Below are 22,016 nucleotides of genomic sequence, written 5' to 3'. Positions count from 1 at the left end.
GGAGCAGGCCAGCTCCCACAGATTTTGTGGTTTTAGCGTGTTAATGCGGGTGAGCGTGGCAGTCATTGATGGCCGCGCGTTCGGCGCCGCCGAGGATGTTGAACAGCAGGTTCAGCGACAGCGCACTGAGCGTGGCCATGGCGATTCCGCTGTGGGTAATCGGGCTCATCCACATCGGAAGGTGAGCGAAGAACTCCGGACGGACCACCGGGATCAGCCCCATGCCGATGCTCACCGCCACCAGCAACTGGTTGCGACGGTCACCGATGTCGGCGTCCTGAAGAATCTTGATGCCGGTGGCGGCGACCATCCCGAACATTGCAATCGCCGCGCCGCCCAGTACGGCGGGTGGAATCGATGCCACCAGAAATGCTGCTTTCGGCAGCAAACTCAACACCACCAGCAAACCGCCGGCGACGATGGTCACCGAACGGCAACGTACGCCAGTCATCTGCACCAGGCCGATGTTCTGCGCGAAAGAGGAGTGGGTAAAGGTGTTGAAGAAACCGGCGAAGAACGAGGCGCCGGCATCACACAACAAACCGCGACGCAGCATCCGTGGGCAGACGTCCTGACCGGTGATTTTGCCCAGCGCCAGGAACATCCCGGTGGACTCGACGAAGATGATCACCACCACCAGGCACATGGAAAGGATCGGTGCGAGTTCGAACTTCGGCATGCCGAAATGCAGCGGGGTCACGAATTGCAGCCACGGCGCCTGGGCCATGCCGCTCAGGTCAACCATACCGATCAGGCCGCAGATCACGTAACCCAGGCACATGCCGATCAGCACGGAAATGTTGACCCAGAAACCACGCATGAAGCGGTGGACCAGCAGAATGGTTGCCAGCACCAGTGCGGCGATGGCCAGGTAAATCGGTGAGCCGAACTGAGCCGCCTCTGCACCGCCACCCGCCCAGTTGACGGCCACGGGGAACAGCGACAAACCGATGGAGGTGATGACCGTGCCGGTCACCAGCGGCGGGAATAAGCGTACGACTTTGGACATGAATGGGGCGATGATCATGCCGAAAAAACCGGCGGCGATGGTTGCGCCGAAGATCCCTTGCAGGCCGATCCCGGGCATGCCGGCCATGGCGACCATGCTGCCGACTGCGGCGAAGCTGGCGCCCATCATCACCGGCATACGGATGCCCATCGGGCCGATGCCCAGCGATTGCACGATGGTGGCGATGCCGGCGACCAGCAGGTCGGCGTTGATCAAAAAGGCAATTTCTTCACGACTCAGGCCGGCGGCCTGTCCGATGATCAGCGGCACCGCGATGGCTCCGCCGTACATCAGCAGAACGTGTTGCAGGCCGACCAGGATCAGTTGCAAAAGGGGTAAACGCTGAATGGCGGGTGCGTCGGGGATGCGCGCTTCGGATAGCTCGGACATGCAACACCTCGGATCTTTTTTATTCTTGTGATTTTGTGCATCAGGTTGACCGCCGTGCGGCCATTCGCGGGCAAGCCCGCTCCCACAGGACTGAGTGGAACCCTGTGTGAGCGAGCCTGCTCGCGCAGCTTTCAACTACTTAGTTGGTCGGGGCTCCCTGAACAATCCAGGCACCGATCAGGTCACGTTCCTGCTGGGTCATCTGGGTGATGTTGCCCAGTGGCATGATCTGGCTGGTGACGGCTTGAGCCTGGATGCGTGCAGCGTTCTGACGGATCTGCTCGGGGGTATCGAACATCACGCCAGCCGGTGCAGCACTGAACAGCGGGCTGGTCGGTTTGGCAGAATGGCAAACCGCGCAACGCTCCTGGATCACACTGTGAACTTTGTCGAAACCGGGGCCGGCGTTGGACGCCTGAGCCGGTGCCGCGGCAGGTTTCGCAGCTTCAGGTTTCACATCGCCACCGAGGGCAGTTTCCGGCAACGGCTGGTACTCGATGGTGCCAGGCGCCTTGGCCACTTCAGGTGCGCTGGACATCTGCGCCGGGCCAGTCACGTAAGCCAGGCAGATCATGCCCACTGCCGCAACGGGCAGGGTCCAGGCAAATTTGTGGCTGTCATGGCGGGTGTTGAAGTAGTGACGCACCAACACCGCCAGCACCGCGATCCCGGCCAGGATCAGCCAGTTGTATTGGCTGCCGTAGGTGCTCGGGAAGTGGTTGCTGATCATGATGAACAGCACCGGCAAGGTGAAGTAGTTGTTGTGACGCGAACGCAGCAGGCCTTTGGCCGGCAGCGCCGGATCGGGCGTGCGGTTCTCGGCAATCGCAGCAACCAGTGCGCGTTGCGCCGGCATGATGATGCGGAACACGTTACCGACCATGATGGTGCCGATGATCGCGCCGACGTGCAGGTACGCACCGCGACCACTGAACACTTTGCTGAAGCCGTAAGCGGCGCCAATGATCAGCACGAACAGGATTGCGCCTAGCAGGGCAGGGCGTTTGCCCAGTGCCGAGTCGCAGAGGAAGGAGTAGACGAACCAGCCGACGAACAACGAGGCAATGCCCAGTGCGACTCCTTCAGGGCCGGTCAGGCTGCTGCCCGGTGCCAGCAGGTACAGCGTCGGGTTGGAGTAGAACACCACGCACAGCAGCGCGACCCCCGACAGCCAGGTGAAATAGGCTTCCCATTTGAACCAGTGCAGGTTGTCCGGCATGGTCGGTGGAGCCAGTTTGTATTTTTCCAGGTGGTAGATACCGCCGCCGTGGATCGCCCACAAATCGCCTGCCAAACCATTTTTCGGGTTGACCCGGTTGAGGTTGTTTTCCAGCCAGACGAAATAGAACGACGCGCCGATCCAGGCCACGCCAGTAATCATGTGAACCCAGCGTACGCTCAGGTTCAGCCATTCCAACAGATGTGCTTCCACAGTCTTTACCTCTCGCCTGTCACTCTGTTGTCGAGTGATCAGACCTTCTCTTATTGGTGGGGGGCAAGGATCAAACGCTCATCCTCTTTGAAAAAATGCTCATCGCAGTTATTGCCTGTGCCACTGCGATCAACCACCAGGAAGTCATCCCGCTTTTCGATCGTCAGCACCGGATGGTGCCAAACGCCGCGATGGTAATTAATGCCCTGCCTGCCGTTGGAGACGAAGGCGCGGACCAAGCCTGATACAGGTTCATCGCCAAGTGGCGCGACCACGATCAGAAAAGGGTTGCCGAGCAGCGGAATGAAAGCCTGGCTGCCCAGCGGGTGACGCTCCAGCATGCTGACGGTCAGCGGCATGTCCTGTGCGTCGGCGCGGAAGATGCTGATGATCGCGTTGTCCTCTGGCGTGGCGGTTTGCACCGTCGCCAGTTTATGAAAACGCATGGTCGAACCGTTGTTGATCATGAAGTGATCGCTGCCGTCGGTTTCGATCACGTCACCGAAAGGGGCGAAGGCTTCTTTGGTCAGCGGTTCAATCGTCAATGTGCGCATGCTGGTCTTCTTACCTTGAATTCGTTGTTGTCTGTTCTGACGCCATCGCGCGCTTATTTAGCGACCTTGCCGAGAACGCGCAGGCGGCTAACACCACCGTCCGGGAACACATTCAGGCGTATGTGGGTGATCGGGCCCAGCGCCTTGATCTGCTCGGCGAAGGTGTGTTCGGCGTGCATTTCCAGTTTCTGCGCCGGCAGCAATTCGCGCCAGAACAATGATTGGGTTTCGATCTGGCTGTCGGTGCCGCCCTTCACGAACGCGCCCTGGATCGAGCACGTGTCCGGGTAGTTGCCCTTGAAGTGCAGCGTGTCGACGATGACTTTCTCGATTTCGCCGGCATGGCCCAGCGCGACAATGACCCAGTCATTGCCCGGCGTACGGCGACGTGCAGTCTCCCAGCCGTCGCCCATGTTGATGCCACGGCCCGGGTTGAGGATGTTGCTCATGCGACCGAAGTGTTCGTCGGAGCAGGCAAGGGCGCGGCCACCGTTCAGGGCTGCTGCCAGATCAACTTGCTCGTTGTCGCCCACAGCGGACCAGTCGCGGAACGGAATACCGTAAACACGCAGACGGGCCACGCCACCATCCGGGTAGATGTTGAAGCGCAGGTGGCTGAACGCCTGGTCGTTGTTGATTTCGTGATAGTGGTGGTTGTTGCCTTGCAGCTCGACGGCGGACAGCACTTCAGTCCACTGAGTGTTCTCGTCCGGCTCGCCCGAGGCCAGGAAGCACGCTTCCAGAGAGGCCGACGGCGGGAAGTTGCCGGTGAAGAATGAAGTGTCGATGTCTACGCCTTTGATCGAACCCGGTACGCCCAGGCGGATCACGGCGCTGTCGTAGCCTTCGAAGCGCTTGCGGCGCGACTCCCAGCCGTCCATCCACTTGCCGTTGTCATCGAACACGCCCTCCTTCCACACAGCCGGGGTCGGCTGGAACAGGCGGTCGGCATCAGCGAACCAGTCATCGGTGACCGAGATGATTTTGGTGCCCAGGCGGGCGTCGGCCAGGTTGACGAACTTCTCGAAAGGTACGGCGTAAGCTTTCATTCTTCTTGTCTGCCTTTAATTAGTTGGCTTGGGATGCTTGCAGTGCCCTGGGCAATGTATGCGTTCTTCAATGTCGCTCGGGCAAGGCTCGCTATAGGGTCAGTAATCGGAACAGGGCGATTTGGTTGATCTGCGCCAGCGCGCATTTGAACTCGGTGTCTTGCGAGTTATGAATGCGCGTTTCGAACGCCGCGAGGATCTGATGCCGGTTGCTGCCTTTTACCGCCATGATGAAGGGAAACTTGAACTTGGCTTTGTAGGCGTCGTTCAGCTCGGTGAAGCGTTGAAACTCATCGATCGAGCATTGGTGAATACCGGCGCCAGCCTGTTCATTCGTGCTGGCTTCGGTCAGTTCGCCCTGAACGGCGGCTTTGCCGGCCAGGTCCGGGTGAGCGTTGATCAGTGCCAATTGGCTTTCGTGATCGGCGCTCAACAGGATGTCGCTCATGCGCTGATGCAGGGTTTCGATCTCGTCGATCGAACGGTCCTGGCCCAGGTCGAAGGCCTTCTCGGCCACCCATGGCGAATGCTCGTAGATGTCGGCGAAAGCGGCGACAAACGCGTCGCGGCTCAGGGCCGACGGCTTCAGGGTTTGGAAGTGGCTCATTTTGCGGCCCCTTGATATGGGTGGGTTTGGTGCCAGTGGCGAGCGATGTCGACGCGACGGCTGAACCACACCTGTTCATGACTTTTAGCGTATTCGATAAAGCGTTTGAGCGAGGCCAGGCGCGCTGGACGGCCGATCAGACGACAGTGCAGGCCGATCGACAACATCTTCGGTGCGTCGGCGCCTTCAGCGTAAAGCACGTCGAACGCGTCTTTGAGGTATTCAAAGAAATCGTCGCCCTTGTTGAAACCCTGGACCTGGGTGAAGCGCATGTCGTTGGTGTCCAGGGTGTACGGAATCACCAGGTGCGGCTTGCCGGTCGGGTTGTTCGGTTCCCAGTAGGGCAGGTCGTCGTCGTAGGTGTCACAGTCATAAAGGAAACCGCCTTCTTCCATCACCAGTCGGCGAGTGTTCGGACCGGTGCGGCCGGTGTACCAGCCCAGTGGGCGCTCACCGGTAATTTCGGTGAGGACGCGGATCGCTTCAAGCATGTGCTCGCGTTCCTGCGCTTCGTCCATGTACTGGTAGTCGATCCAGCGATAGCCGTGGCTGCAGATCTCGTGGCCGGCATCGACCATCGCGCGGATCACGTCCGGGTGACGCTGGGCGGCCATGGCCACGGCGAAGATGGTCAGCGGAATGTCGAATTCCTTGAACAGTTTCAGAATCCGCCAGACGCCGGCACGGCTGCCATACTCGTAAAGGGACTCCATGCTCATGTTGCGCGCGCCTTGCAGCGGCTGCGCCGAGACCATTTCCGAAAGGAAGGCTTCGGATTCTTTATCGCCGTGCAGGATATTGCGCTCGCCGCCTTCTTCGTAATTGAGCACGAAGGACAAGGCGATGCGGGCATTGCCCGGCCAGTGTGGGTGAGGAGGGTTACTGCCGTAACCGATCAGGTCGCGTGGGTAGTCAGCGCTCACTGCAGTCTTCCTTCTTCTTCGTTCGACTTGTTCAAGGTCAGGGTTGTGTGGCGGCCTGGCGGTTTGATGACAGGCTGGCGTCACAGCGATGGGCTGATTGTATACAACTTTATATCTACTTTGTAAGCCTGTTTTTTTGCATTTTTCACTGACTGTCATCTTCACATGTTATTGCAAGAAACCTGCCTGATGGGTCAGCTAATGGATGGAAGGTCCTCTGGACCTATGGCTCGGCGGCAGATTCGGCGGGAGTCTCTTGATGACGGGTATAGCGATAAATATGTTGTTTTTATTGTGTACAATTTTTATGGAAAGTGTCTTAATTAGTCGCTCGCCGCAGCGTTTCGTGCTCCGAATCGGTGCGGTCTCCTTTTCAACTGACTTCGGGAGGCGCGAGGTCTGACTGCTCCACGCAGGCAGGCGCGCAGAATCAATGGGACGTTTGACTACTCACGTTTTAGACGCTGCACATGGTTGCCCAGGCAGCTCGATCAAGGTCGAGTTGTATCGCGTTGAAGGTTCGCAGCTGGAATTGGTGGCCACCGCAGTCACTAACAGCGACGGCCGGGTCGATGCACCGCTGCTGCAGGGCGATGACTACCGTTCCGGGGTCTATCAGGTTCAGTTTCATGCGGGCGATTACTACCGCGCCCGTGGCGTTCAGCTGCCGGAACCCGCATTCCTGGATGTGGTGGTGCTGCGTTTTGGCATCTCTGCGGAACAGGATCACTACCACGTGCCGTTGCTGATTTCGCCGTACAGCTATTCGACCTACAGAGGAAGCTAGGACTTTCCCCCCAAAATCCTGCGCATATAGCTTCTTTGGTCTTTTGCCCGCTCACACTGCGGGCTTTTTTTTATCTGTCAGAAGTGTGGTGTGTGTGATGACGCCATCGCGCGCAAGCGTTTGCTCTTTAGCGGCTCAACAGAGACGCAGCACCGGCACCGCTGAACAACCCCGCACTTACCCGGTTAAACCAGCTCTGACCCTTACCGCTGCGCAGATACCGCGCCGCACCATTGGCACCCAACCCATAGGCCAACTTGCACAGCAAATCCAGCACGGTCCAGGTCGCAATCATCACCAGTAACTGCGGCAGGAACGACTGCTCGGCACTGAGGAACTGCGGGAGGAAAGCGGCGAAGAACAGAATGTCTTTCGGGTTGCTGGCGCCCAACATAAACGCGCGCCCGAACAGTGCGCGAAAGCGTGGCACTGGCGCAGTCTGGGGTACTTCAGCGCCGTGGGAGGGCTGACGCGATTGCTGCCAGCTCTGCCAGGCCAGGTAGAACAGGTACAGCGCACCGACAATCTTCAGCGCGCTGAACAGCTGTTCTGACGCCAGCAACAAGGCGCCCAAACCCAGCGCCGACGCACTGAGCAAGCAGATCGACGCAATCACGCCTCCCAGAAACGCCGGGTAAGAACGACGCAAACCGTAATTCAGACTGTTGCTGATCATCAGCAAAGACAGTGGCCCCGGGATCAGGATTACCACCAGCGCAGCGCCGCTGAACAGCAGCCAGGTTTCCAGACTCATCACTTTCCTCCATTTGCACAAAAGCCTCACCCGGCGGGGTGAGGCTGTTTTGAAACACTGTTTTTGAAACGTAGACGGCTTACAAGAAAATGAACTTGGCGATGAAGATCGCGCAAAGTACCCACAGGCTGACGGAAATTTCCTTGTGCTTACCGGTGAAAGCCTTCAGCACCACATACGTGATAAAGCCCAGCGCGATGCCGTCGGCGACCGAGAAGGTCAGGGGCATCATGATCGCAGTAATGATCGCCGGAATGCTGTCAGTCGCTTCGTCCCATTCGATGTGCGCCATGCCGCCCATCATCAGCATCGCCACATAAATCAGCGCGCCGGCGGTTGCGTAGGCAGGGATCATGCCGGCCAGCGGTGCGAAAAACATTGCGGCAATAAATAGCACACCGACCGTCACTGCAGTAAGGCCCGTCCGACCACCAGCGGCTACGCCCGCGGCACTTTCCACGTAGCTGGTGACCGGCGGAACACCGACCACCGCACCGAATACGCTGGAAGCACTGTCGGCTTTCAGGGCGCGGGAGAGGTTTTCGATCTTGCCATCCGCGTTTACCAGGCCGGCGCGCTGGGCGACGCCCATCAGGGTGCCGGCGGTGTCAAACATGTGCACGAAGAGGAAGGCCAGCACCACGCTGATCATGCTGACGTTGAACACGCCGGCGATATCCATGGCCATCCAGGTCGGTGCCAGGCTCGGCGGGGCGGACATGATGCCCTCGTAGTGCACCAGGCCCAGGCCCCAACCCGCCAGGGTGACGGTGATGATGCTGATGAGGATCGCGCCGAACACTTTGTGGTAGCTGAGTACGGCGATCATCAGGAAGCAGATGGCGGCCAGCAGCGGACCAGGTTCGCGCAGGGAGCCGAGTTTGATCAGGGTGGCGGGGCTGTCGACCACGATGCCCGCGGTTTTCAAGCCGATCAGTCCCAGGAACAAGCCCACGCCGGCACCCATGGCAAAGCGCAAACTCACCGGGATGCTATTGAGCAGCCATTCGCGGATCCGGGAAAAAGTCAGAAACATGAACAACACACCGGAAACAAACACTGCGCCAAGGGCGGTTTCCCAGTTGTAACCCATGGTGCCGACCACGGTGTAAGTGAAGAAGGCGTTGAGGCCCATGCCCGGCGCCAGGCCGACCGGCCAGTTGGCGTACAGGCCCATCAACAGGCAACCCAGCGCGGCGGCGATGCAGGTGGCGACGAACGCGGCACCGTGATCGATCCCGGCGTCGGCCATGATGTTGGGGTTGACGAAGATGATGTAGGCCATGGTGATAAAGGTTGTCAGACCGGCAATCAACTCGGTCTTCACCGTGGTGCCATGCAAGCTGAGTTTGAAGATGCGCTCCAGCCAGCCATTGCGTAATGGCGGCGAGAGTTCCAGCGTCGGGGCTTCGGATTTGCGGCTTTCCACAGCGAATACTCCTCAAGAGTTTTATTGTTATTTCCAGGGCCGGACCCATGAGGGTGGCAGCGACCCTTTGAGGTACTTGTGAATTTGCTGACCTTTTGGTCAAGAACTCGCACGAAGTGGATTATGCTTTTGTATACAAATAAAGCAAATAATGTTTTTGCTTTTGTAGACGAAAAGTTTGTTGATCAGGATATATCGGCTATAAACGATCGTTCTCACCCTCTGCGTGGAAATGCAGCCATGGGCGCTCTGCGTCCGACGATCAGCGTGGAAAGGCCTGGGTTTTACTCCGCGCCAAGGTCACCGCCAGCCACCCATTCACTGCCGTCTCACCTGACTCGGCAAATACCCGCTCGTCCGCCGAACCCGGCAGCAATCACATCGAACCGGCGCCGCTGGGCGAAGGGCTCAAAAGGCTGGCAGCAGTGCTGCGTCAAGCCCTGGCGGCAAAAGCGGCTTGACGCTGCTGGTGCTAAGGGTGCAAAAACAAATAAACCGGCCAATGGGCCGGTTTATGTTTATCCGAAATCTGTACGGCTTCAGGCGGCGGCAAACCGCTTGTCCAGATAATCGATGATCACCTTGGATTCATACATCCAGGTAGTCTGGCCATTCTCTTCGATGCGCAGGCACGGAACCTTGATCTTGCCGCCCTGATCCAGCAGGGCCTGGCGATCCTGTTCGTTGTTCTTGGCGTCGCGCAACGCCACCGGCACGTTCAAGCGGCGCAGGGTGCGGCGGGTTTTCACGCAGAACGGGCAGGCGTGGAACTGATACAGGGTCAGGCCCTTGGCAGCAGCGTTGACCTGAGCCTGAACTTCGGCCGGGCGCTGTTTTTTGCCGGGGCGAGTAATGAAGTCGATGAAGATGATCAGTTGGCCTAGGCCGACACGAAGCGCTTTTACGAACACGGTATAAGCCTCACAGGGGCAAGCGGAAGGCGCGCAGCTTACCTGATTTTTCGCAGACGAAAAAAAACCGGCGATGAATGCCGGTTTCTTCGTACAGCAAATTACTTGATCAGGCTGAGAAACTCGCTGCGGGTGGCCGCGTTTTCGCGGAACTCACCCAGCATCACCGATGTGATCATCGACGAATTCTGTTTCTCCACACCGCGCATCATCATGCACATGTGCTTGGCCTCGATCACCACTGCAACGCCCAAGGCGCCAGTGACTTGCTGCACCGCATCGGCGATCTGGCGGCTGAGATTTTCCTGGATCTGCAGGCGGCGGGCGTACATATCGACGATCCGCGCGACTTTCGACAGGCCCAACACTTTGCCGCTCGGAATGTAAGCGACGTGGGCCTTGCCGATAAACGGCAGCAGGTGGTGTTCGCACAACGAGTAGAGCTCGATGTCCTTCACCAGCACCATTTCGCTGTTGTCGGAGCTGAACAAGGCACCGTTGGTGACCTCTTCCAGTGTCTGTTCATAACCGCGGCAGAGGTACTGCATGGCTTTGGCGGCACGTTTTGGCGTGTCGAGCAGGCCCTCGCGGGAGACGTCCTCGCCCAATTGGCCGAGAATCGCGGTGTAATTCTGTTCCAGTGTCACAGAGGCTGATTCCATACGGGTTTCAGAGGGGTACTGTTTCTGTCTGTACCAATTGTGTACCAATCAAACTCTTTTCAAGCGTCCCGAACCGACACCAGTCGGTGCTGGAGTTGGTCTATCGGGCGTAGGTCGATAGCAATATCTGAAGGCTATGACCGAGCTGAGTGGCAAAAAAACGCAGGGTTCATCCCCGACATGAGGCACATGGTAGCGTATGTGTGCCGGCAGTTGTATTGCCGGTGGGCGTGAATCCCCAAATCGGTCATTGTGGCTGATTGACGCCAATCGTGATGTTTACGCAAGGACAAGGACGATAGGGGCGCGATGCTGCAAGCATGGTGCGACAGCTTTACTCGTCGCGACCTTCCATCATGGTCCGTTTGAGGATCACATAAACCGCTCCGGCGCCGCCGTGTTTCGCTTGGCACGAGGTGAAGCCGAGCACTTGTGGATGTTGGCGCAGCCAGGTGTTGACGTGGCTTTTGATCATCGGTCGCTTGCCGTCCAGACGCACAGCCTTGCCGTGGGTGACGCGCACGCAGCGGATTTCGAATTTGGTCGCTTCGGCCAGAAAAGCCCAGAGGGTTTCCCGAGCCTTTTCCACGCTCATGCCATGGAGGTCGAGGCTGCCTTCGAACGGAATCTGTCCGATCTTGAGCTTGCGCATCTGGCTTTCCTGAACACCGTCGCGCGCCCACATCAGGTCGTCTTCCGGGCCGACATCGATGACGAATTGATCGGACAGCCCGTCAACAGTGGTGGCATCGGTGCGCACGGTGGCGGCCTGACGCAACTTGGCGATTTGCGCACGGTCAGCTTTGGGTTTGCCGGTTTCGGCGCGATCGTGTTTGATCGGCTTGACGCCTTGGATCGCGCTTTTGAACAGGGAAAAATCGTCGTCTTGCATGTCAGCCTCCGCGAAGGGCGGCCAGTTTACCCAACTCGAGACGAATGAGGCGCGAGAAAACGCGCTACGCTCGGCTCAGTCGTGCTTTTTCATCAAATGCGGGGAGATGTTCAGCGCTTGCGACTGCCGCGAACAGCGGCGGCAGCGACGCCACAGCCACACGCCGAGGTACAGCACGAACAGGCCAATCGCCAGAATCACTGCCGAACCGACCCGGTTGGTATTCAACTCGCCCAAGGCGGGTGCGTGACCAAGCAGGCTGGCGGCGCCTGCCATCGCCAGCAACACACCGCACATCGAGAGCAAGGCAGCAAATGCCGCGCCGATTCGAAAACGCCAGTTGCGTTGGCCTTTGGGCCGCAAGCGGCGAGCGTCAAAACCATCGGATAACTTCATTCCGACCTTCCTCAATGGGTATCGGCCCTTCGACCGGGAGTTGACCGGGATGTTCCTGAGGCTAAGACAATTACAGCAAATGATAGGCTTTTGCGGATGAGCGGCGGCATGGGCCGCTCATCGAGCGCCGATCAGATCAGTTCGTGAGTCAGTGTGAGGGTGGCAAAGTTGTCCGCCATGATCGCCATTTCAGTCTGCTGAACGTGGTCTGCGCTCAATACGCCGCCCTTGTAAGGCAGGTCGCGAGTCGCGCAGGCGTCTTCGACCAGCGTGCAACGAAAGCCCAGGTTCTTCGCGGCGCGCACCGTGGTGCTGACGCTGGAGTGGCTCATGAAACCGCATACGATCAGGTCCAGCGAACCGAGATTCTGCAGGCGATCCAGCAGTTCGGTGCCGTGGAACGCACTCGGTAGCAATTTACCGATGATGGTTTCGTCGCCCTGTGGTTCCAGCCCCGGGATGAACTCACCGCGCTCACCTTGCGGATCGAACAGCCCACCGACGGTGCCGAGGTGGTGGACATGGACGATCGGCCGGCCGGCTGCACGGGCAGCGGCCATCAGTTGCTTGATGTTCGCGACGGCAGCATCCATGCCGCTCAAGGCCAACGGGCCGCTGAGGTATTCTTTTTGGGCATCGATGATGACAAGGGTCGCATGGCTCAGAACGGCAGCTGCATAACCGCGGCCGCTGAGTTGAAACATCGTTTTTGGAACGGACATTCTGGGGCTCCTTCGGGTGGGGCTTTTGCGACATTGTCCTCCGGCTGAGCGCTTCTGTGAATCGCTACCATCGCAGGCGCCGTCTTTGCTGGCTCACAGCTTTGTCAATAGGCCCGTTTTGTTCAATAGCCGGCCGGAAAAATAGATTGGTCCTACATTCGCCCTAGTAGTTTTCCCGCGTCGTCGAGACGCGTTTTGGCTGTTAGAATCGCCAGTCGTTTTTTTTGGAGTTTGCCCCGTGATCACTTCCCGACTTCGTACCCTGCGTGACCATATTCGTTGGGCCGTCAGCCGCTTCCATGGGGAGGATCTGTTTTTCGGCCATGGGACCGACAACGCCTGGGACGAAGCGCGTCAGCTGGTGTTGGGTGCCTTGCACTTGCCGTGGGAAATTGCCGACAGCTATCTCGACTGCAATCTTGAAGAAGACGAGCTGGTCAAGCTGCAGCGCATGCTCAAGCGCCGTATCGAAGAGCGCATTCCTACCGCCTACCTGTTGGGTGAAGCGTGGTTTTGCGGCATGTCGTTCATTGTGGATGAGCGCGTATTGATCCCGCGTTCGCCGATTGGCGAACTGATCGAAAAGCGTTTCGAGCCGTGGCTGGGTGCCGAACCTGCGCGGATTCTCGACCTGTGCTCCGGTTCCGGCTGCATCGGTATCGCCTGTGCCTACGAGTTCCAGAACGCCGAAGTGGTGCTGGCCGATCTGTCGTTCGAAGCACTGGAAGTAGCGAACCAAAACATCGAGCGCCATGGCGTCGATGAGCGGGTGTACACGGTGCAGGGCGATGGGTTTGATGGCTTGCCGGGTCAGCGTTTTGACTTGATCGTGTCGAACCCGCCTTACGTTGATGCGGAAGATTTTGCCGACATGCCAGACGAATACCAGCACGAGCCGGAGCTGGGCCTGGCCTGCGGTGATGATGGCTTGAACCTGGTGCGTCGCCTGCTTGCCGAAGCGGCGGACCACCTGACCGAGAAGGGCTTGCTGATTGTCGAAGTGGGCAACAGCCAGGTTCACGTTGAGGCGTTGTACCCGGGAGTCGACTTCGCCTGGCTCGATTTCGAGCGCGGTGGGCATGGCGTGTTCATGCTGGCGGCGCAACAGTGCCGTGAACATCAGGCGCTGTTCGCTTCCCGCGTTTAACCCCGCAATGATCGTTCCCACGCGCAGTGGGAACGATCAGTCACCGTTGCGTGGCAATCCAGATCAACAACCCCGCCTGAAACACTGCAAACGCCACCAGACAGGTAATGGTAAAGCGCAGTCCGGCGTCTTCGCGCTTGTACTTGCTGACCTTTTCTTCGTGTTTCTTGAGTTTGACTTCCTGCTCGGCGAGATTTTGCTCGGCTTGCAGGAGCATCTGCGCCGCTTCAAGAATCTCCACGACCTGCAATTTTTCGGTGCTCCAGTCACCCAACAGGTCGCCGACCTGCACATCTTTGACGCTGCCCTTCAAATGCTGGGCGTCGGCGTAGATCACGTCGAAACCATGCGTGCGCAAAAAATGATCGCGGCGCAGGCGAGTGTCTTCGTTCAGCGCATCCTTGTTGTTAAGGTCGGTGCCGTCGACGGTGTAGCCCGGCCATTTCTTTTTCGCCCAGGTAATGCCCTGAGCGGCCATGAAGCGACCGATGCCACGGTTCATCGGTTCGATCTGCAAACCGCTGTCAGGCCCGAAATGCACGCGCTCGGTGATGTGGTCGACCCACACGTCCAGATGATTCTGTTCCTTGCGCACACGCTGGCCGGGCAGCGAGATACTCATGCGCATCAGGCTGTGTTCCTTGTTGTTGCGCTCGGCGTAACCGAACTCAACAAAGCGCAGCGGCCGTCCACCGGTGTTGCGGTCGGTTTGCAAGGGCGCCAGGCGGAGCATCTTGTGGTGCTCGGCGTGGACGTCCGCCCACGGCAGTTCGACCACGGGTGGTGCGTCTTTTTCAGCAGTGGAGTCGGGTGAAGTCTGGGTATCAGTCATAACGGCGAGATCCTGTCCAAGCTCTGCTTGCCGCCGGTCATAGCGCTGGCGACAAAGGCTTATCGGCCGTTTTTTTCAGGACTGGAGGGCTTGGAGGCGTTCTCAACCAGTTTTCACGCCCCCTGACACCGCTTAACGAGTGCGAAGTCCATCAATAAATCCGAGGATTCGCGTGCCGAGTTCGGCCGCCAGTGGCAATTGCGGGTCTTTGTAAGAGGCCAATTGCCGTTTTACATCGTTGGGCACGATGCGCATCACGTGGTTCATGCCTTCGATCAACGCCAGCTCGGCGTCCGGTTTGGCGGCCTTCAACAGCTTGGCGTCACCGACACCGACCTGGATGTCGTTGCTGCCCTGGATGATCAGCGCCGGCATCTTCAACTTGGCGAACGCCGCCGCCGGGTCCTGGCGGAACAATGAAATCAGATACGGCTGAACGCTCGGGCGGAAAATCACCTGCAACTGCGGCGGCACGTTGTCGTCGATGTGGCCGGCCTCGAGGCTGTCGAGCAGTTCATTGCTGCGCAGCATCAGCGCTGGCGGCAGGCGACTGCTCAATTGTTGGCGCAGTACCTGATCGATTGGCCGGGCGCTGCCGGACATGGAGATGACTGCGGCGGCGTCCAGGCTCGGCGCCGCGAGGCTGGCGATCAAGGCGCCTTCGCTGTGGCCCAGCAGGATCAGTTGGCCAAAGCGCGGGTCGGTTTTGAGCTTCTGGCCCCAGGCCTCGGCGTCGGTCACGTAGGCTTCAACCGACAGATTGCGTTCATCAGGGGTCGCGGCAAGGCTCGCCGCCACGCCGCGTTTGTCATAACGCACGCTGGCGATGTTGTGTTTGGCCAGTACCCAAGCGAGACGCTTGAGGCTGTCGTTGCGTCCGCCGTCGGGGTTGTTTCCGTCACGATCTGTAGGGCCTGACCCGGAAATGATCAGGACAACCGGTACCGGCGTGTCGGACTTGGGGAGTAATAACGAGCCGAAAAGCTCGCCGGTGCCGGTGTCCAACGTGATCGGGCGTTGCAGGACAGAGGCCTGTACAAAGCCGGTAAACAGGGTAAGGGTCAAGGCTATAACTCGCAGCATCATCACGCCATCATGAACAGGATGCCGGTTGGACTCGCAGGCACCCATAAGGTTCGAGGATGAACTAGTTGGGTAGCCTGCGTATACTGGCGCGCATTACGTATTTGGTTCGAATTCACGGAGCGTCCTGCATGTCCGGCAATACCTACGGCAAGCTGTTCACTGTCACCACCGCGGGCGAAAGCCATGGTCCGGCGTTGGTCGCCATTGTCGACGGCTGCCCGCCGGGCCTGGAGATCTCACTGGAGGATCTGCAGCGAGACCTGGATCGCCGCAAACCCGGCACCAGCCGCCACACCACCCAGCGACAGGAAGCCGACGAAGTCGAAATCCTCTCCGGCGTGTTCGAAGGACGCACCACCGGTTGCTCGATCGGCCTGCTGATCCGCAACACCGACCAGAAGTCCAAGGATTACTCGGCGATCAAGGATCTGTTCCGCCCGGCCCACGCCGACTACACCTATCACCACAAATATGGCGAGCGCGATTACCGTGGTGGCGGTCGCAGTTCTGCCCGTGAAACGGCCATGCGCGTGGCCGCCGGTGCGATTGCGAAAAAATACCTGGCCACTCAGGGCATCGTCATTCGTGGTTACATGAGCCAGCTCGGCCCGATCGAAATCCCGTTCAAAACCTGGGATTCGGTGGAGGAGAACGCCTTCTTCAGCCCTGATCCGGACAAGGTCCCGGAACTGGAAGCCTATATGGACCAGTTGCGTCGCGACCAGGACTCGGTGGGTGCGAAGATCACCGTCGTAGCCGAAGGCGTGATGCCAGGCCTCGGCGAGCCGATCTTCGACCGTCTCGATGCCGAACTCGCTCATGCGCTGATGAGCATCAATGCGGTCAAAGGCGTGGAAATCGGCGCCGGTTTCGCCAGCGTTGCCCAGCGCGGCACCGAGCACCGCGATGAAATGACCCCGCAAGGTTTCCTTAGCAACAACGCGGGCGGCATTCTCGGCGGCATTTCGTCGGGTCAGCCGATCGTCGCGCACCTGGCGCTTAAGCCAACCTCGAGCATCACCACGCCAGGCCGTTCCATCGACGTCCATGGCAACCCGGTCGAAGTCGTCACCAAGGGTCGCCACGACCCGTGCGTCGGCATCCGCGCCACGCCGATCGCCGAAGCGATGATGGCCATCGTGCTGATGGATCACCTGTTGCGTCACCGTGGGCAGAACCTGGACGTGCGCGTGAGTACGCCGGTGCTGGGTCAGCTTTAATGGCTGACCTCATAGCCGCTGCGGTCTGACGACGGTGGCGGCGCTCCCGTACTGGCGGCTCTCCAGTTTCTATTTGTTCTATTTCGCCTTGCTCGGTTCGACAGCACCGTTTCTGGCGCTGTACTTCGATCACCTGGGCTTTTCGAGCGCGCGTATCGGCGAGCTGGTGGCGATCCCGATGCTGATGCGCTGCGTGGCGCCGAACATCTGGGGCTGGCTCGGTGATTACACCGGCCGACGCCTGGCCATCGTGCGCTTGGGTGCGGTCTGCACACTGCTGACGTTTTCGCTGATCTTTGTCAGCAAGACCTACGCCTGGCTGGCGATGGTCATGGCCTTGCACGCGTTTTTCTGGCACGCGGTGTTGCCGCAATTCGAAGTCATCACGTTGGCGCACTTGCAGGGCCAGACTAACCGTTACAGTCAGATCCGCCTGTGGGGTTCCATCGGTTTTATCATCACCGTGGTCGCGCTTGGCCGGTTGTTCGAAGGGTTGAGCCTGGATATCTATCCGCTGGCGTTGGCCCTGATCATGGCCGCCATCGTGGTCAGTAGCCTGTGGGTGCCCAACGCTCAACCGGTTCAGGGTGAACGACCGGAGGGGGACGGTTTTCTCAGGCAGTTGCGCAGTCCCGGCGTATTGGCTTTTTACGGTTGCGTGGCACTGATGCAGATGAGCCACGGTCCTTATTACACCTTTTTGACCTTGCACCTGGAGCGACTCGGCTACAGCCGTGGGCTGATCGGCGTGCTCTGGGCGGTCGGCGTAGTCGCCGAAGTCTTGATGTTTCTGGCCATGAGCAAGATCCTCGCGCGATTCTCCGTGCGCCGGGTGTTGCTGGCGAGTTTTCTGCTGGCAGCGCTGCGTTGGTTGTTGCTCGGTTCGTTCGCTGAGTTCCTTTGGGTGCTGTTGTTTGCCCAGGTACTGCACGCGGCGACATTCGGCAGCTTTCACGCGGCGGCCATCCAGTTCGTGCAACGTAGCTTCGGCGCGCGTCAACAAGGGCAGGGCCAGGCGTTATACGCGGCACTGGCCGGCACCGGCGGCGCACTGGGCGCGTTGTATTCCGGCTATAGCTGGAATGTCCTCGGCCCCGCATTGACCTTTAGTATTGCCAGCCTCGCAGCCTTCGCGGCAGCCGTTATCATTGCCACACGTATGCAAGAGGACAGGCCATGAGCCTCACCCGTGAGCACCTCGCCCAGGAAATCATCGATGCCGGGCGTTTTCTGTATGGCCGCGGCGGGTCGCCGGCCCAAACACCATCCGCCGAAACCCTGTTGCGCACCCATTCGGTGAACGCCTCGGTCTCTACACCTGAGGCGCGCGCGTGAGCGATGCGCTGCGGCAAATCGAACCCTTTGAATTTTTGTTCGAGTGCGCGTTGAAGACGCGCGCCCTCTTGAACCGTTAAGGAGTTGCCCTGATGAGCAGCCTGTCCGTTTACCACGTCTCAACCCCTGACTTGCCTAACAAGGTGCTGACGCATTTCGAAGACATCGCCTCGACCCTGGCCGAGCAGGGCGTGCATTTCGACCGCTGGCAAGCCGCGGCGAAAATCCAGCCCGGCGCCAGTCAGGAAGAAGTGATCGGCGCGTATCAGGAGCAAATCGACAAGCTGATGACCGAACGCGGTTACATCACCGTCGACGTCATCAGCCTGAACAGCGATCACCCGCAAAAAGCCGAATGGCGCGCCAAGTTTCTCGACGAACATCGCCATGGCGAAGACGAAGTACGATTCTTCGTCGCCGGCCGTGGTTTGTTCACGCTGCACATCGACGATTACGTTTACGCGGTACTCTGCGAGAAAAACGACCTGATCTCGGTACCGGCCGGCACCCCACACTGGTTCGACATGGGCGAGCATCCGTATTTGGTCGCGATCCGTCTGTTTAACAACCCTGAGGGCTGGGTGGCGAACTTCACCGGCGAAGACATCGCCAGTCACTTCCCACGTCTTGAGGATTGAGGCAATGCCGTCAAAGCGATTCTCACGGGCATCGTCGACAGTTCTGAGTGGATCAGTCCGGCGACGTTCCAAGGCACATTGACCATAACCTGTGGGAGCGAGCGTGCTCCCACAGTGTTTTAGGGTTTAAACCGAGTGATAGGTCGGCAGGGCAAACCGCTGCTGGCTTTGCAGCATGGAAATTTGTGGCAGTTCACTGGCCTGTTCGGCGATGTCACGGCGAATGGCACTGATCACCCAGGACAATTGATCTCCAGCATGCAATTGCTGGTAGGAAATCGAGCGTTTGAAGACTTTGCCGTCGGTGCTGCTCAAGGTCAGCAGAATGCCGCCGTCAGGACGTGGCTGGGTGGTCACTTCGAAGTTGGAGAACAGGGACGAAAATTTTTCTTGGATCAGGCTCATGTCTATCAGCTCCGTTAGCTCTTGAATGGCAAGCATGCAGAGGTAGTTGCAGTGATTGTGCCAGCCCCTTATTTTTTAAAAATCCTTATATATCAATCAGTTAGTTTTTAAGTGCTTTTGCGCTTTCGTGCAATCTGCATGAATGGCCATCGTGCATCCTGCATTTTGCGTGGTCGACGTCGATTCGATGGAACCAATTGCCCGGCGTAAGTTCACGACGGCGAATACCGCAGACATGGATACAAATCATTTCAAAAACCGCGTGTACAGCTCGGGAACCGCTGACGTATTTTCGGCCTCAATCAGCGCCGCCTGAACAATAAGAAGCTCGACCGGGAGCAATCATGAGCCGCACACCGAACGACACGATTACCTGGGGCAAGATGCTCCGCAAGCTGCCTTCCATTGCCAAAGCCATTCCTCGCGTGGTGAAAGGAATGAAAGCCGCCAACGTCAAGGACCCGACTCAACCGTGTGGCCTGGGCTGGAGCTTCGAGCAAGCGACGTTGCGCAACCCCGATGGCCCGGCATTGCTGCAGGGTGAGGTGGCGCTGACGTACGCTCAGGTCAACCAATGGGCCAATCGCATTGCCCATCACCTGATTGCCCAAGGCATCCGCAAGGGCGATGGGGTGGCGGTGTTTATCGAGAATCGCCCGGAACTGCTGGTGACGATTCTGGCGGTGGCCAAGGTCGGCGCGATCAGTGCCTTGCTTAATACCTCGCAAACCCGCGACACCCTGGCCCATAGCCTGAACCTGGTGGCACCCGCGGCGATCATTGTCGGAGAAGAGTTGGTACCGGCCTTTTCGGCGGTTCGCGAGCGGGTGTCGATCGAGGCGGCGCGCACCTGGTTCGTCGCTGATCAAGACACCTTCAGCCATCCGGGCATTGCGCCCGACGGGTTCATCAACCTGATGACCGCCTGTGCCGACAGTTCCAGCGCCAACCCCGCCCGCAGTCAGCAGGTTTTTTTCGACGACCCTTGTTTCTACATCTACACCTCGGGTACCACCGGCTTACCCAAGGCCGGGGTGTTCAAACACGGCCGCTGGATGCGCAGCTCCGCCAGTTTCGGGCTGATCGCCCTGGATATGCGCCCGGAGGATGTCGTCTATTGCACCTTGCCGCTCTATCACGCCACCGGACTGTGCGTGTGCTGGGGCTCGGCCATCAGTGGCGCCTCCGGTTTTGCCATTCGACGCAAGTTCAGCGCCAGTCAATTCTGGAACGATGTGCGCAAGTACCGCGCGACCACCCTCGGTTACGTCGGTGAATTGTGCCGCTACCTGGTGGATCAACCACCCAGTGTCGAGGACAGCCAGCACCGCGTGACGAAGATGATCGGCAATGGTCTGCGCCCCGGCGCGTGGGGCGAGTTCAAGACACGTTTTGCGGTGAATCACATCTGCGAGCTCTATGCCGCCAGCGACGGCAACATCGGCTTCACCAACCTCCTCAACTTTGATAACACCGTCGGCTTTTCCCTGATGTCATGGGAGTTGGTGGCGTACGACCACGACAGCGGCGCGCCGATTCGGGATGCCAAGGGCTTCATGCGCAAAGTCGCCAAAGGCGAGCAGGGGCTGTTGCTGGCGAAGATCGACGACAAGGCGCCGCTGGACGGCTACACCGATCCGCAGAAGACCGAAAAGGTTGTGCTGCATGACGTGTTCGAGAAGGGCGACCGTTATTTCAATACCGGTGACTTGCTGCGCAACATCGGTTTCGGCCATGCGCAGTTTGTTGACCGTTTGGGTGATACCTACCGCTGGAAGGGCGAAAACGTCTCCACCACCGAGGTCGAAAACATCCTTTTGCAACACCCGAATATTTCCGAGGCCGTGGCCTACGGCGTGGAAATCCGCAACACCAACGGGCGTGCGGGGATGGCGGCGATTACGCCGTCCGAGTCCCTGGCGACCCTGGACTTCAGCGAACTGCTGGCTTTCGCCCGTGAGCAAATGCCCGCCTATGCGGTGCCATTGTTCCTGCGGGTGAAGGTGAAAATGGAGACCACGGGCACCTTCAAATATCAGAAGACCCGCCTCAAGGACGAAGCCTTCGACCCCGGAAAAACCGGCGATGACCCGATCTATGCCTGGCTGCCAGGAGCCCAGACTTACGTGCAGGTCACCGAGCAATTGCTGGCGGACATTCACGATGGCAAGTACCGCTATTGAATGTGGCTATGGCCGTCCATGAGAAAAAAGAAGTGACAGTCCCGGGGCTGCTCGGGAAACTGTCGGCTTTGCGAATAACAGAACGTGGAGTGCCCAATGTCAGACCAAAGCCGCCAGATGACCCCCGAAGAAGCCGCTGAATTTGCCGAACAGGTATTCAACAAAGCGCGTGAGGGCGATGCGGCCATGATGGCTGCGCTGTTGAGCAAGGGCCTGCCGCCGAACCTGCGTAACCATAAGGGCGACACCTTGCTGATGCTGGCCGCTTACCACGGCCATGTGGAGACGGTAAAAGTCCTGCTCGAACACAAGGCCGACCCGGAAGTCCGCAACGACAACGGCCAGAGCCCGATTGCCGGCGCGGCGTTCAAGGGTGACCTGGCGGTGGTCAAGGCGCTGATTGAAGGCGGAGCGCAAGTGGAAGGTTCGTCCTTCGACGGTCGCACTGCGCTGATGATGGCAGCGATGTTCAATCGCGTTGAAATCGTCGACTACCTGATCAGCAAGGGCGCCGACCCGAAAGCCAAGGATGCCAATGGCGTCTCTGCGCTGGATGCCGCTAAAACGATGGGCGCGGTGGATACCACGGCGCAGTTGCAGAAACTCCTCGGCTGATTTTCGTTATGTAGCAGCCAAGTAGCAGCTGTCGAGCA

The 22,016-nt window shown here is 58.9% G+C and carries 23 protein-coding genes and 3 pseudogenes; 9 read left to right on the top strand and 17 right to left on the bottom strand.

Translation table 11 applies throughout. The features are described 5' to 3' along the window. Nucleotides 1-40 precede the first annotated feature (40 nt). The 6 genes from ACXPVS_RS09620 to puuE all read right to left on the bottom strand — a co-directional run bounded on the left by ACXPVS_RS09620 (nt 41) and on the right by puuE (nt 5,964). Nucleotides 41-1,399, bottom strand: a complete 1,359-nt coding sequence (locus tag ACXPVS_RS09620; RefSeq protein WP_458509711.1) for a nucleobase:cation symporter-2 family protein — start codon at nt 1,397-1,399, stop codon at nt 41-43. A 139-nt stretch (nt 1,400-1,538) separates the two neighbouring features. Next, nucleotides 1,539-2,831 (bottom strand): urate hydroxylase PuuD, encoded by a 1,293-nt coding sequence (locus tag ACXPVS_RS09615; protein ID WP_458509710.1) that lies wholly within the window; start codon nt 2,829-2,831, stop codon nt 1,539-1,541. A gap of 50 nt (nt 2,832-2,881) precedes the next feature. Beyond that, nucleotides 2,882-3,385, bottom strand: a complete 504-nt coding sequence (locus ACXPVS_RS09610) for an ureidoglycolate lyase (protein ID WP_458509709.1) — start codon at nt 3,383-3,385, stop codon at nt 2,882-2,884. 53 nt (nt 3,386-3,438) lie between these two features. Then, complete coding sequence (gene alc / locus ACXPVS_RS09605; RefSeq protein WP_458509708.1) at nt 3,439-4,434, bottom strand: allantoicase; 996 nt, start codon at nt 4,432-4,434, stop codon at nt 3,439-3,441. Nucleotides 4,435-4,525: 91 nt separating this feature from the next. Then, nucleotides 4,526-5,041 carry a 2-oxo-4-hydroxy-4-carboxy-5-ureidoimidazoline decarboxylase gene (gene uraD / locus ACXPVS_RS09600; protein WP_458509707.1) on the bottom strand — a complete coding sequence of 172 codons (516 nt, stop codon included), beginning with the start codon at nt 5,039-5,041 and terminating at the stop codon, nt 4,526-4,528. Beyond that, nucleotides 5,038-5,964, bottom strand: a complete 927-nt coding sequence (puuE, locus tag ACXPVS_RS09595; RefSeq protein WP_458509706.1) for an allantoinase PuuE — start codon at nt 5,962-5,964, stop codon at nt 5,038-5,040. Before puuE ends, uraD begins: the two co-directional genes overlap by 4 nt. 433 nt (nt 5,965-6,397) lie before the next feature. Between puuE and uraH the strand changes: the two genes are divergently transcribed. Then, nucleotides 6,398-6,751 (top strand): hydroxyisourate hydrolase, encoded by a 354-nt coding sequence (gene uraH / locus ACXPVS_RS09590; protein ID WP_111449004.1) that lies wholly within the window; start codon nt 6,398-6,400, stop codon nt 6,749-6,751. Between the two features lie 127 nt (nt 6,752-6,878). Here uraH and ACXPVS_RS09585 read toward each other — a convergent pair whose 3' ends face one another. The 8 genes and pseudogenes from ACXPVS_RS09585 to ACXPVS_RS09550 all read right to left on the bottom strand — a co-directional run bounded on the left by ACXPVS_RS09585 (nt 6,879) and on the right by ACXPVS_RS09550 (nt 12,517). Next, entirely contained in the window at nt 6,879-7,505 is a 627-nt protein-coding gene (locus ACXPVS_RS09585) for a LysE family translocator (RefSeq protein WP_458509705.1), read from the bottom strand. A 79-nt stretch (nt 7,506-7,584) separates the two neighbouring features. Then, the gene (locus tag ACXPVS_RS09580) at nt 7,585-8,934 is read right to left on the bottom strand and encodes an NCS2 family permease (protein WP_458509704.1); all 1,350 of its coding nucleotides are present in this window, start codon (nt 8,932-8,934) and stop codon (nt 7,585-7,587) included. Between the two features lie 262 nt (nt 8,935-9,196). Further along, a pseudogene (locus ACXPVS_RS09575) lies at nt 9,197-9,289 on the bottom strand (MarR family transcriptional regulator); the annotation flags it as partial. Between the two features lie 184 nt (nt 9,290-9,473). After that, complete coding sequence (locus ACXPVS_RS09570; RefSeq protein ID WP_458509703.1) at nt 9,474-9,845, bottom strand: glutathione S-transferase N-terminal domain-containing protein; 372 nt, start codon at nt 9,843-9,845, stop codon at nt 9,474-9,476. Between the two features lie 101 nt (nt 9,846-9,946). Then, nucleotides 9,947-10,492 (bottom strand): GTP cyclohydrolase I FolE, encoded by a 546-nt coding sequence (gene folE / locus ACXPVS_RS09565; protein ID WP_010456659.1) that lies wholly within the window; start codon nt 10,490-10,492, stop codon nt 9,947-9,949. A gap of 349 nt (nt 10,493-10,841) precedes the next feature. Further along, nucleotides 10,842-11,399: a Smr/MutS family protein gene (locus ACXPVS_RS09560; protein WP_458509702.1), complete on the bottom strand. Its 558-nt coding sequence runs from the start codon at nt 11,397-11,399 to the stop codon at nt 10,842-10,844. Nucleotides 11,400-11,474: 75 nt separating this feature from the next. Next, a complete protein-coding gene (locus ACXPVS_RS09555; RefSeq protein ID WP_458509701.1) occupies nt 11,475-11,795 on the bottom strand; it encodes a hypothetical protein in 321 nt (106 codons plus the stop codon). A 131-nt stretch (nt 11,796-11,926) separates the two neighbouring features. Continuing rightward, nucleotides 11,927-12,517 carry a cysteine hydrolase family protein gene (locus ACXPVS_RS09550; RefSeq protein WP_458509700.1) on the bottom strand — a complete coding sequence of 197 codons (591 nt, stop codon included), beginning with the start codon at nt 12,515-12,517 and terminating at the stop codon, nt 11,927-11,929. Nucleotides 12,518-12,755: 238 nt separating this feature from the next. Between ACXPVS_RS09550 and prmB the strand changes: the two genes are divergently transcribed. After that, nucleotides 12,756-13,664: a 50S ribosomal protein L3 N(5)-glutamine methyltransferase gene (gene prmB, locus ACXPVS_RS09545; RefSeq protein ID WP_458509699.1), complete on the top strand. Its 909-nt coding sequence runs from the start codon at nt 12,756-12,758 to the stop codon at nt 13,662-13,664. 40 nt (nt 13,665-13,704) lie between these two features. Here the strand turns inward: prmB and ACXPVS_RS09540 are convergent, their stop codons facing one another. Next, on the bottom strand, nt 13,705-14,496 hold the full coding sequence (locus ACXPVS_RS09540) for a hypothetical protein (protein WP_458509698.1): 792 nt from the start codon (nt 14,494-14,496) through the stop codon (nt 13,705-13,707). A gap of 132 nt (nt 14,497-14,628) precedes the next feature. After that, entirely contained in the window at nt 14,629-15,627 is a 999-nt protein-coding gene (locus ACXPVS_RS09535) for an alpha/beta hydrolase (RefSeq protein ID WP_458509697.1), read from the bottom strand. Nucleotides 15,628-15,710: 83 nt separating this feature from the next. Between ACXPVS_RS09535 and aroC the strand changes: the two genes are divergently transcribed. The 5 genes and pseudogenes from aroC to ACXPVS_RS09510 all read left to right on the top strand — a co-directional run bounded on the left by aroC (nt 15,711) and on the right by ACXPVS_RS09510 (nt 18,775). After that, a complete protein-coding gene (aroC, locus tag ACXPVS_RS09530; protein ID WP_458509696.1) occupies nt 15,711-16,802 on the top strand; it encodes a chorismate synthase in 1,092 nt (363 codons plus the stop codon). 34 nt (nt 16,803-16,836) lie between these two features. After that, nucleotides 16,837-17,982 carry an MFS transporter gene (locus tag ACXPVS_RS09525; RefSeq protein WP_458509695.1) on the top strand — a complete coding sequence of 382 codons (1,146 nt, stop codon included), beginning with the start codon at nt 16,837-16,839 and terminating at the stop codon, nt 17,980-17,982. Then, nucleotides 17,979-18,063, top strand: a pseudogene (locus tag ACXPVS_RS09520) (methylthioribulose 1-phosphate dehydratase); the annotation flags it as partial. The gene ACXPVS_RS09525 and the pseudogene ACXPVS_RS09520, both read left to right, overlap by 4 nt. A 61-nt stretch (nt 18,064-18,124) precedes the next feature. After that, nucleotides 18,125-18,217 (top strand): annotated as a pseudogene (locus ACXPVS_RS09515) (methylthioribulose 1-phosphate dehydratase); the annotation flags it as partial. Nucleotides 18,218-18,229: 12 nt separating this feature from the next. Then, on the top strand, nt 18,230-18,775 hold the full coding sequence (locus tag ACXPVS_RS09510; protein WP_458509694.1) for a 1,2-dihydroxy-3-keto-5-methylthiopentene dioxygenase: 546 nt from the start codon (nt 18,230-18,232) through the stop codon (nt 18,773-18,775). A 126-nt stretch (nt 18,776-18,901) separates the two neighbouring features. Here ACXPVS_RS09510 and ACXPVS_RS09505 read toward each other — a convergent pair whose 3' ends face one another. Next, nucleotides 18,902-19,180 carry a DUF3509 domain-containing protein gene (locus ACXPVS_RS09505; RefSeq protein ID WP_347803381.1) on the bottom strand — a complete coding sequence of 93 codons (279 nt, stop codon included), beginning with the start codon at nt 19,178-19,180 and terminating at the stop codon, nt 18,902-18,904. 344 nt (nt 19,181-19,524) lie between these two features. Between ACXPVS_RS09505 and ACXPVS_RS09500 the strand changes: the two genes are divergently transcribed. Both ACXPVS_RS09500 and ACXPVS_RS09495 read left to right on the top strand, forming a co-directional pair. Beyond that, nucleotides 19,525-21,363, top strand: coding sequence for a long-chain-acyl-CoA synthetase (locus tag ACXPVS_RS09500; protein WP_458509693.1), 1,839 nt, complete (start codon nt 19,525-19,527; stop codon nt 21,361-21,363). Nucleotides 21,364-21,459: 96 nt separating this feature from the next. Then, nucleotides 21,460-21,978: an ankyrin repeat domain-containing protein gene (locus ACXPVS_RS09495; RefSeq protein WP_458509692.1), complete on the top strand. Its 519-nt coding sequence runs from the start codon at nt 21,460-21,462 to the stop codon at nt 21,976-21,978. Nucleotides 21,979-22,016: the final 38 nt, after the last annotated feature.

This window comes from Pseudomonas sp. Ma2-10 (assembly GCF_054330215.1).
This window is presented reverse-complemented; position numbering and strand designations above follow the sequence as displayed.